At 37.3% G+C, this 2179-nt stretch carries 3 protein-coding genes; 2 read left to right on the forward strand and 1 reads right to left on the reverse strand.

The window, feature by feature from the left end:
- Positions 1-5: 5 nt before the first annotated feature.
- Positions 6-206, reverse strand: coding sequence for a helix-turn-helix domain-containing protein (locus tag ACKVDP_RS13685; protein ID WP_409229461.1), 201 nt, complete (start codon positions 204-206; stop codon positions 6-8).
- Positions 207-346: 140 nt separating this feature from the next.
- On the opposite strand from ACKVDP_RS13685, the gene lexA reads away from it, so the two are divergent.
- Together lexA and ACKVDP_RS13695 are read left to right on the forward strand one after the other, a co-directional pair.
- Complete coding sequence (lexA, locus tag ACKVDP_RS13690; protein WP_409229462.1) at positions 347-982, forward strand: transcriptional repressor LexA; 636 nt, start codon at positions 347-349, stop codon at positions 980-982.
- Positions 983-994: 12 nt separating this feature from the next.
- A complete protein-coding gene (locus tag ACKVDP_RS13695; RefSeq protein ID WP_409229463.1) occupies positions 995-2029 on the forward strand; it encodes a tyrosine-type recombinase/integrase in 1035 nt (344 codons plus the stop codon).
- Positions 2030-2179 lie beyond the last annotated feature (150 nt).

Genomic DNA, 2179 nt, shown 5'->3' on the forward strand with positions numbered 1-2179 from the left:
GAAACTTAGCCCAAAAAAATATCATCCACTGTTACCCCCAAGGCAATTGCAAGCTTTTCGAGATTGTAAAAACTTGCAGCACGTAACGCATTTATGTCATTTTCATAGATTGATATAATGCGTTCAGTTAGCCCTGTGAGCTGGCTGAGTTGTTTTTGCGTGAAGTCTTTTTCTCTCCTTATCTGCCTTAATGTCTTCTTTGCCATATGCTCACTCCTTTCTCTTATGTACATATTACCATTTCGACATTATTGAAGTCAAGAAATTATTTTCGATTTTATAGAAATTTGTTTTGTATAATTCGATTGTTTTGGGTATAATGTAATCACAAGAGGAGGTGATGGCAATGAGTTTGTATTTTCCGACTAATTTAAGATACTTAAGAGAAAAGGCAGGAATGGAACAAATAGAGTTGGCAAGAACATTAGGTTACAAAAGTAGTTCAGGAGTCAGCGAATGGGAATCTGGTAAGCGAATACCTTCTTCTGGAATATTGGCCGATATTGCGGGGATTATGGGCGTATCATTGGATGATTTAATGAATAAGGATTTAAGGCCAGTTTATGATGAAAAGACATTAGATAAAGAGATGCTGGTTTCCTACCGTTCAGCTCGAAAACTTCCAATTTTAGGGAATATTGCAGCAGGCTTACCAATCCTTGCTGAGGATAATATCGAGGGTTATTTCACTATTGATTACATAGTCAATGCTACTTTTATATTAAGAGTTAAGGGAATGAGCATGATTGGAGCAGGGATTATTGATGGAGATCTGGCATTCATTCGGAAACAACCCACAGTTGAAAATGGTGAAATTGCAGCTGTTATGATTGACAATGATGAGGCAACTTTAAAGAGAGTATACTTTGAAAACGGATCAATAAGACTAGTAAGTGAAAACCCTGAGTTTAAGACAAAAGTATACACTAAAGGCGATGTTCGAATTATAGGCAAATTGGTAGCTGTCCTTGATATATTATAAGAGGGTGATCATATGCGAAGAGGTAATGGAACAGGATCAGTATATAAACTACATGGGAATAGACGTAAGCCATGGATTGCTATTAAGACTAACAAAGTGGAAGGTCAAGAAAAGCCAGTTAAAACCATAGTAGGATATGCCACAACCAGTACTGAAGCCAAAGCGCTTTTAGATGCTTACAATGTTGGGGCTTATGAACCTGTTAAGAACATTACATTAAGAAAAGTATATGATGAGTGGAGAACACAAAAAGAGAGAAACACAACTGACCAGACAATGAAGATGTATAAATATGCATGGGAAAAGTTATCTTCATTGGGTAGTATGAAGTTTGCAGAAATAAGAACAGCCCATTTACAGCATGTAGTTAATAAAATGGACGATGAGGGTATGTCACACAGTACAATATCCCTGGTAAAAACTCTAATGAGTCAATTATACAGGCATGCCAATAAGAACGATATTGTTACAAAAGACTACTCCAAATACATTGATATGCCCAAGAAGAATAAATCTCAAAAAACTACATTCACAGATCTCGAAATTAAGAGACTGCACGAGCTGGCAGTCAAAGATCCTTACATCAATCCTATTTTGATAATGATCTATACTGGGATGAGGATTTCTGAACTGATGGACTTGACCCGGTTCAACATAGATTTGGAGAATATGGTCATAACGGGAGGTATCAAGTCGGATGCTGGTAGGGACAGGGTGATTCCAATCCACCCTAAAATACAGGGGTATATTAAATACTGGTATGATCAGGACAATGAAGCTCTAATTGTCACTAAGACCAGCAGGAAAATGAATGCTGATAATTACAGGGCAAATTTCTTTAATCCCTTGATGGAGCAATATGGATTCAGGTCAGATCTTACCCCTCACAGCTGCAGACATACTTTCGCTTCCAAGCTTGCAGTCGCAGGAGTAGATACCCTCCACATTCAAAAGTTGATTGGCCATGCAGATTATGCTTTGACCGCAAACACCTACTCTCATTTAGAGGTTGATGAGTTGAAAAAGGCTATTGGGAAAATGATATAGATTATCAAATTTTGTTAGTTTTGTGTTAGCAATAGAAGGGGTCGGGGTAGGATTAGCGAGGATTAGTAAAATAATTTTCAACCCATGAGATGTAACAAATTAGCCATTTTACAGGGTTGGATATAAAACTTGTAATTGCTGTAGACATAA

Origin of the sequence: Gudongella ferriphila (assembly GCF_046224405.1) — a bacterium.
Classification (GTDB): Bacteria; Bacillota; Clostridia; order Tissierellales; family Tissierellaceae; genus Gudongella.

Bases quoted from the DNA above. Each gene is read 5' to 3' on its own strand.
- lexA (WP_409229462.1), top strand. From the start codon at position 347: ATGAGTTTGTATTTTCCGACTAATTTAAGATACTTAAGAGAAAAGGCA.
- ACKVDP_RS13695 (WP_409229463.1), top strand. From the start codon at position 995: ATGCGAAGAGGTAATGGAACAGGATCAGTATATAAACTACATGGGAAT.
- ACKVDP_RS13685 (WP_409229461.1), bottom strand. From the start codon at position 206: ATGGCAAAGAAGACATTAAGGCAGATAAGGAGAGAAAAAGACTTCACG.